Below are 8,712 nucleotides of genomic sequence, written 5' to 3' on the forward strand. Positions count from 1 at the left end.
GAGTTGTACATCGGGGGAGTTTGCCTAGCCCGAGGCTATCTCAACCGTCCTGACTTGACCGCAGAACGATTTATTGCCAATCCCTTTAGTCAAGAACAGGGGTCGGGCCTTTACAAAACTGGAGACTTAGCCCGTTATTTACCCGATGGCAATATCGAATATCTCGGTCGCATCGATAATCAGGTCAAGGTGCGGGGTTTCCGGATCGAAGTTGGGGAAATTGAAGCAATATTTGCCCAACACCCCGACCTGCGGCAGACTGCGGTGATTGTCCGAGAAGACCAACCAGGGGATAAGCGCTTAGTCGCCTATGTTTGTCCACATGAGGGGCAAATCCCGACTTCCGGTCAACTGCGCCGCTTTCTTTCCGAAAAGTTACCAGACTACATGGTGCCTGGGACTTTTGTGACCTTAGAAGCTTTACCCTTAACACCCAGTGGCAAAGTCGATCGCAAGGCTCTACCAATTCCCGATGCTTCAAGTTTGATTCGTGAAACCAGTTTTGTTGCCCCCCGGGATTCGGTAGAACTGCAACTAGCTCAAATTTGGTCAGAGATTCTGGGTGTTTCTCCCATCGGAGTTCACGACAACTTTATTGAATTAGGCGGAGATTCCTTGTTAGCCACCAAAATTATCGGGCTAGTGCGCGATCGCTTCCAGGTAGAATTACCCCTGAATTGCTTATTTGAGTTTCCCACAGTTGCTGAGTTAGCCAAGGAGGTTCTTCAGCAAGAGGGATTAACTATTGGACCACCCCTACAACCCATTTCACGAGAGCAAACCATTCCTTTATCTTTTGGGCAAGAACAACTGTGGTTTCTCAACCAGTTAACGCCAGAAAAACCAGTCTACAACGAAACCTTGAGCATTCATCTAGGTGGAGATATCAATATTCCTGCATTGGAAGAAAGTTTGACGGAACTCATCCGCCGTCACGAAATTCTGCGGACGACCTATTCAGTTGTTAACGGTCAACCTTGCCAGGAAATTCAGCCACCATCTGCATTTGCTTTACCGATTGTCGATTTGCGAGAATGGTCAGAAACAAAACGAGAAACAGAAGCGGTGCGTATTGCCACCGAACAGCTTCGCCAAGAATTTGACCTCACCCGAGGCCCCTTGCTGCGAGCTACTCTGATTCAGCTTGCTTCAGACAACTATCGGCTCTACTCCGCTATTCATCACAGTGTTATAGATGCCGAATCATTTGTGCATATTATCCAGGAATTAGAAATTATTTATACGGCATTTTCTCAAGGTTTACCGTCACCTCTGCCAGCATTACCCATACAATATGCCGATTTTGCGGTTTGGCAACGCCAGCGGTTACAGGGAAAAGTTCTGTCCCATCAGCTTGCCTACTGGGAGAAAAAACTAGAAAATTTACCCCAGTTACAACTTCCCACTGACCGTCCTCGCACTCCCCAAACCACTTTTACCGGTTCATTTCTTCGTCACCGACTGCCCTTTGACTTAATCGAAAAGCTCATTTCTCTTAGCCGTCAAGAAAGTGTTACCTTATTTGTGACCTTCGCCACAGCAATCAAAGTTTTACTTTATCGCTATTCGACCCAGGAAGATATTGTTCTGGGTACTGTTATTTCCCAACGGGATCGACCGGAGTTAGAAGGAATCGTTGGAAACTTTCTCAATGCTTTAGTCTTGCGTAGTGACCTCAGCGGCAACCCTAGTTTCTGCGAACTGTTAAAACGAGTCCGGAATGTCTGTTTATCAGCTTACTCCCATCAAGATGTGCCGTTCCAGAAGGTGGTAGAAGCCCTTCATCCCGATTACCAAGTCAACCAAAATCCCATCTTTCAGGTGGCTTTCACCATCGATCCACCTCTAGTAACCGAAGACAAGTTAGGATGGAAGGCGTTTTACTTCGAGGTAGACCCTGAGATTTCTAAGTTTGACATCACTTTCTATCTCTTACAGGAAGAATCGGAGGGAATGATTCTTCTGACTGAATACAACACTGATTTGTTTGATGCCACTACAATTAAGCGGATGAGCGGGCATTTAAATACTTTGCTAGAGGGAATTGTTATCAATCCCAACCAAAGCATTTATGAATTACCTCTGTTAACGGAAAAAGAGCGTCATCAACTGTTAGTGGAGTGGAATGATACCCAGGTTTACTATCCCCAGGATAAGTGCATTCATCAGTTGTTTGAGGAACAAGTAGAAAGAACACCGGATGCAGTGGCGGTAGTATTTGAAGAGCAAGAATTAACTTATCACGAGTTAAATTGTCAAGCCAATCAACTGGCGCATTATTTGCAAACTCTGGGGGTAAGACCAGAGGTATTAGTGGGCATCTGTGTCGAACGTTCTCTGGAGATGGTGGTCGGATTGTTGGGCATTCTTAAAGCCGGTGGAGCTTATGTGCCATTAGATCCTAATTATCCTACCGAACGTATTGCCTATATGCTGGAAGATTCTGCAGTGCCAGTTTTGTTAACACAATCTAAGTTGCGTGATCGACTTCCAGAAACACAGGCTCAGGTGGTATTGTTGGATGCAGATTGGAATGGGATTAACTCAAAACCCCAACAGAACCCTGTTCATCAAACAAAATCTAACAACTTGGCTTATGTGATGTATACATCGGGTTCAACGGGCAAACCGAAAGGAGTTATGGTTGCTCATCAAGGATTGTGCAATTTAGCTTTCGCTCACAATAGACTTTTTGATGTCGAGCAAAACAGTCGCATTCTCCAGTTTGCGTCTTTTAGTTTTGATGTTTCAATCTGGGAAATTGTGATGAGCATTTGTTCTGGGGCGCGACTATTTATGGGAACGACTGAATCATTGCGACCCGGAGCAGAGTTAATAGAGTTATTACAAAAGCAAGCCATTACTCATGTCACTTTGTCACCATCAGCGTTAGCAACTTTGAGCAATCAAACTCTGCCAACCTTAGAGAATATTATTGTGGCCGGAGAAGCTTGTCCCAAAGAGTTGGTAGAGCAATGGTCAGTGGGTCGGCGCTTTTTCAATGCCTACGGACCGACAGAATCTACTGTTTTTGCAACTGTAGCCGAATGTACCAACATCAATCACAAACCACCGATCGGTCGTCCGATTGCCAACACCGTTATCTATATCCTGGACAAACATCTCCAACCCGTACCCATTGGTGTACCCGGAGAACTCCATATTGGTGGCGTGGGTTTAGCCCGAGGCTATCTCAACCGTCCCGAATTAACAGAGCAAAAGTTTATCCCTAACCCGTTTAGCAATAAACCCGGTTCTCGCCTCTACAAAACTGGGGATTTAGCTCGTTATTTACCCGATGGAAATATAGAGTTTATTGGACGTATTGATCATCAAGTAAAAATTCGAGGTTTCCGCATCGAACTTGGAGAAATTGAAGCAGTACTTGCCCAACATTCCAAGGTGCGAGAAGCTGTAGTCATTGCCCGCGAGGACATTCCAGGAGACAAACGCCTGGTTGCCTATTTAATTACCAATGAGGGAAAAACTACGATCAATGATTTGCGTTCCTTCCTCAAAACTAAGCTACCCCACTACATGATTCCTGCTGCTTTTGTCTTTCTCGAAGCAATGCCCCTGACTCCTAACGGCAAAGTCAACCGTCGTGGTTTACCTGTTCCCGATGCTTCAAGTTTAATTCGTGAAACCAGTTTTGTTGCCCCCCGCGACTCCCTAGAATTACGACTAGCTCAAATTTGGTCAGAGATTCTCGGTGTTTCTCCTATCGGAGTCCGAGACAACTTCTTTGACCTCGGTGGCTTGCTGACGGACACAAGTGGTTGAAAAGTAAGTAGGGAAGGGGTTGGACAAAACAGAAAAATCTGGGTAAATGGGGTAGTCAAGAAAAATCCCAATTATGACCCAGAAAAAAATCTACTCACAAGTGTATAGCTACCTAAGAGCAGGTAGCAAATTTGTTGATATCAGACATATAGTGACGTTGGCATGGATGGTGGCGGCGTTACTAGGGAGCCAAAAGGTGAATCAGGGGGAATGGGGTAGCTATGTCCAAAGTCGAGCTATCCAAGAAGACAGCAATCAAAAACGATGGCGTCGGTTTTTAGGGAATGATCGGGTCAAGATCAAAGAAATCTATGTACCGCTAGTTCTCAAGGCAATATCACAATGGAAGCAGGGAAGATTATACTTAGCCTTGGATAGTACCCAATTGTGGAATAAATACTGCTTTGTCTACCTATCGGTGATTGGGGGAGGGAGAGCATTACCACTCCTGTGGTTAGGGTTAGAACACAAAAGTGCCAGTGTCGCCTGGGAGAAATATGCCCCCTTACTCGAACAAGGGTATCAATATCTGGCAAATTTCCCAGACGTGATGTTGTTGGCGGATAGGGGATTTGCCAATCACGATTTATTGAAATGGTTACAATTAACCCATTGGCACTGGGCGATCCGTCTACCGTCCGATACTCTGATTCACGGTGTCCACCGTCGAGGCTTTGGATATAGCATTCGTGAGTTATATCCCCCCAAACGAGAAGCGGTTTTCTACAAAAATGTTGGTTTATGGGAAGATGCTCAACTTAAGGCTCATCTCGCTCTGGCGGCAGTACCTGCCGCGAAGGATAATTGGGCAATTATCACAGATGAACCTCCCACCTTGAAGACCTTTTGGCAATATGGCTTGCGTTTTCGTATTGAACATCTGTTTTTAGATAGCAAGTCTGGGGTTTTTCAGTGGGAAATGTCTCGAGTTCGTTGTGCTGAGCGACTTGAACGCCTCTATTTGGTCATTGCTATTGCGGTTCTTTTCGCAACTTTAGTTGGCATGGCTGTCCAAAAAGACGGTTTACGTCGTCAGGTTGATGCCCATTTTCGTCGTGGACTTAGCTATCTAAAAATCGGTGTCCGGTGGCTTAATTCCTTTGTTCACAAAGCTTATTCCTTTTTACGCCTTGACCACTTGGTCTATCTTGACTCTACTCCTTGTTTCCCTTCCCAAAAAGCTCGTGACCGCTATTATCAGAAGATTACCTTCTGCCTGATTCAGGAATTTGATGCCTGCGCCTAAATGTACTGCTAAATGTACAAAAAAAAGTGTCCGTCAGTCAGCCTCGGTGGTCATTCTCTGTTAGCAGTGCGTCTGATGGCTGACATTGAGAAACAATTTGGCAAAAATCTATCTTTAGCCGCCCTTTTCCAAGGAGCAACGATAGAACAATTAGCCATTCTACTGGGCCAAAACATTGATACTCACTCTTGGTCTCCCTTAGTTGCCATTCAACCCCAAGGAAATCAACTACCTTTCTTCTGTATGCCTGGTTCCGGTGGCAATGTGGTGTACTTCCACCAACTCGCCCGTCATCTGGGAAACGACCAACCTTTTTACGCTTTGCAACCTCCATCCTTGGATGGGGTGTCGGAACCTTTTAGTAGTGTTGAACAAATAGCTGCCTATTACCTGAAAGCTATCCAAACCATTCAACCCTCTGGTCCGTACTTCCTCGGTGGTCATTCCTTTGGGGTTCTGGTTGCCTTTGAAATGGCACAACAGCTACAACAGAAGGGAGAAACGGTCGCCCTACTCGCCCTATTTGACCTTCCCGCCCCACTTCCTGGTAGCACCCCAAAACAGCTAGATTGGGATGATGCCCGATGGTTGACTAATATTGCCCATATCCTCGAAATGTTATCTGGGAAAAATCTAGAGATTTCTTATGAAACCCTCAAACCTCTAACTCCATTAGCCCAATTAAACCATCTCAAACAACAGATGGAAACCGTCAATCTGTTGCCACCTAATTCAGGAATTGAACGAGTGCGTGGGATTGTTCAAACGATTAAAGCTGATGAATTGGCTGTTATGAGTTATCTCCCACAAGCAGGTTATCAAGGTCGGATTACCCTGTTCCGCACCAGCGAAGTTTATCAGGATAAATTGGGAATGCTTGGTGAAGTTCCCACGGATCCAACTTGGGGATGGAATCAGCTTTCTAGGCAACCCGTGGAGGTTAATGTTGTTCCTGGAAACCATACTACTATGTTGAGTGAACCTTATGTTCAGGTGTTAGCTGAACTGTTGAAACTTTAGCCGATACCGTTGGGTGGTGTTGGCAAGAAGCCCGCGTTGTCCCGTTAGGGCAACGTCGGGAGTATGTCACTCAAAACACTTCTTTGTTTGGGACTAGAGTTGACTATTCATGCTGATGCTGCTTGGAGTGCTTACTTTGCTGTCATGATTCGGGAAATGGTTCAAGACTCGAACCAGACAATGTACATCAATTTCACAAGGTTATACCGCTGCGATCGCGAGGCCAGTAGATTATGAATGCTTTACCAATAATGTTCTCTCTGGGAACAACCCCCCAATGGCGGCTATCGTAGCTGTTTTCCCGGTTATCACCTAGTACCAGATAGGAGTTAGGTGGCAGTGTCACCGGTTTACACAAATAGGGTTGCGGTACAGATTTACAAGCATTCATCACTGTTGGTTGACCATCAGCAATATAGTCTTCTGCTAATGGTTGATTATTAATGTAGACCTTTCCATCTTTAAGTTCTACTTTGTCACCTGGTAAACCAACTACACGTTTAATAAATGCCTGCGTTAAGTTTTGCTTTTTGAGAGTATCAGTAGGGTTAAATACTATGATATCTCCTCTCTCTGGATCTTTGAAGCGATAACTTAACTTTTCAATAATCAGGCGGTCATTAATTTGGAGCGTAGGTAACATCCCACCAGCAGGTATGTAGCGAGCTTCTGCAACATATGCTTTCCAACAAAACTGCAAACCAAACTCACAAATACCAAAAATCATTAGGAGTAAAGAAATGGTTACTATAAAATTTTTCGTTCTTTCTCTACGAACTGGTGAAGCCGAGTAAGCATGATAAGCAACAAAACCGGAAAAAATCAGTGGCGCTAAGGGAAAAAATCCTAAAACTATAACAATAATAAAGAATAAAATACCCAGCCCAAATTTCTTAATGTATAAATGCCCCAAACCAGGCCAACCAGGTATTACTCCTGATAAAAATACAGCCAGCCAGGGGTCTTTGTCTCTTTTTCTCAATTCTTCAAAGCTTGCACTATTCGCTTTTATGGCACATTGATGAGCATCAAAGAGATTCCATAACCAGAGCAGCATCATAGCTAACCAGCAGAGGAAGCCGATTACCAATTCAACTTTAGGAGTTAAGATTAGAATTAATCCCAAGTAAAACAGTACATTTATAATAGATATTATCCACAATCCTCTAATAATTTCACCGGAGTATATCTGCCCAAGCCCAGGCAAAAACTTTGATAAAATTACAGCTAACCAAGGTTCTTTTCCAGATAATGACTCGTCATTAATCAGATTTTTTCGACTTTTATTAGCATTATTATACTTATAACTTTTAGCATTGACAGCACTCTTGGGCTGTTGAACTATGCTGTCTTCTATAGGTACATCATTTGAAGTGGTATTATCCGACGACGATATCGGTACCGGGTTGAAAGCAGCAAGGCTCTCTGGTACTCCAACAATTTGATTGTGATCGTCACTTTCGTTCGTTTCGATCTGCTCTTGAGTGCCTCTGCTCAATAGCTCTCCTACTTTGGAGTCATCAAAATTTTTTTGGTGGAGTACTAACTGGATTGTTTCACGCCAATCTGGGGAGTTTTTACCCAACTGACATCCATAAACCTTGACGGTTCTAATCGATTCAACTTCCAAAGCGATGATTTTTTTACGAAGGAAAGCTACTAATTCTTCTTGATTTGGTACTTGAGTTGACTCTAGCAACACAGACAAGCAGTCATCTCTGAGTTTAACTTTAGCTCTAATGCCTTTGGATTTGAGAGAATGGTTGATTAATGCCGCGATCGCTTTTGGATTGCCTTGCTTAGCTAATCCGGTAATGTTCTGATGGCTCATTATTGTAAACTATCGCAGTGATGCTTGTAAAAATCTACTCAATTCAATTAAATTGAAATCAAAGTTTGAGATAAATTAATCTGCTAAAAGTTAGATTTATTAAAAATTTCAATTTTTTGGATACATGAATTTAAGTTAAATTCTGGCTGAAGTTCCCCCGTACACATGTACTAAATAAGTCCAAAAGTACTGCCAATCCTAGCTTTGAGGGTTGTAGAACAACAGTATTACTGGGTACAGACTGACGAGGGAAAACGGCTGAACCTATTGCTATGAATAAATTGTAGCGTACTCGTGCAATGAAGGGTGTACACTGTTGCCATTTATTTTAGCTTAACTTGCGACAGTTCAATGCAACTCCTCCGCCATGTAAAAACTTGTTTTTGGTTAGGGTATGCACTACAATGGGAGCTTAGACTAAAAACCGGTAATCCAGCCGAAACTCCCACTAAACAAGGCTTAGAGAGATTTGTACCCAGTAGTACATTAGTTCTACACTATCAAAATGTAAGCGCAGTAAAGCTTTGAGAGACAGGTAGTACGTTTGTATGGGGGAACTTCAGTTCTGGCATTTTGGTCAGTATAACTGTTAATAACCTTTTAGGTTTTGAGTATTTTTCTGTTGGTTCTATGGAGCGATTTCAGATTTGAGGGTATGGAGATCACGAATTCTAGGATTAAGCCATTGCCTGGTCATTGCCGAGAGTTCGATTTCTGCGATATTGAGCCAGGAGCTATGTTTGGGGCTGTGGTGGATTTTAAGTTTTTTAGTGCGATGCTCCTTGGCCTTGGCCAAAAGGCCACGCTACGCGAATGGGCCACGCTACGCGAA

General features: G+C 43.7%; 4 protein-coding genes and 1 pseudogene. 3 read left to right on the forward strand and 2 right to left on the reverse strand.

Features of this window, described 5'->3' with window-relative positions:
• The 3 genes from F6K37_RS25470 to F6K37_RS25480 form a co-directional block, all read left to right on the forward strand.
• The coding region (locus tag F6K37_RS25470; protein ID WP_287253003.1) for a non-ribosomal peptide synthetase at nt 1–3,783 on the forward strand (3,783 nt) is incomplete at its 5' end.
• Nucleotides 3,784–3,856: 73 nt separating this feature from the next.
• Nucleotides 3,857–5,029, forward strand: coding sequence for a transposase (locus tag F6K37_RS25475; RefSeq protein ID WP_287253005.1), 1,173 nt, complete (start codon nt 3,857–3,859; stop codon nt 5,027–5,029).
• Between the two features lie 12 nt (nt 5,030–5,041).
• Entirely contained in the window at nt 5,042–6,049 is a 1,008-nt protein-coding gene (locus F6K37_RS25480) for a thioesterase domain-containing protein (RefSeq protein WP_287253007.1), read from the forward strand.
• A 193-nt stretch (nt 6,050–6,242) separates the two neighbouring features.
• Here F6K37_RS25480 and lepB read toward each other — a convergent pair whose 3' ends face one another.
• Both lepB and F6K37_RS25490 read right to left on the reverse strand, forming a co-directional pair.
• Entirely contained in the window at nt 6,243–7,880 is a 1,638-nt protein-coding gene (gene lepB / locus F6K37_RS25485; protein WP_008189639.1) for a signal peptidase I, read from the reverse strand.
• Nucleotides 7,881–8,517: 637 nt separating this feature from the next.
• Nucleotides 8,518–8,649, reverse strand: a pseudogene (locus tag F6K37_RS25490) (IS630 family transposase); the annotation flags it as partial.
• Between the last annotated feature and the right edge of the window lie 63 nt (nt 8,650–8,712).

The sequence above is a fragment of the Moorena sp. SIO4E2 genome (assembly GCF_010671945.1).
GTDB classification, from domain to species: Bacteria; Cyanobacteriota; Cyanobacteriia; order Cyanobacteriales; family Coleofasciculaceae; genus Moorena; species Moorena producens.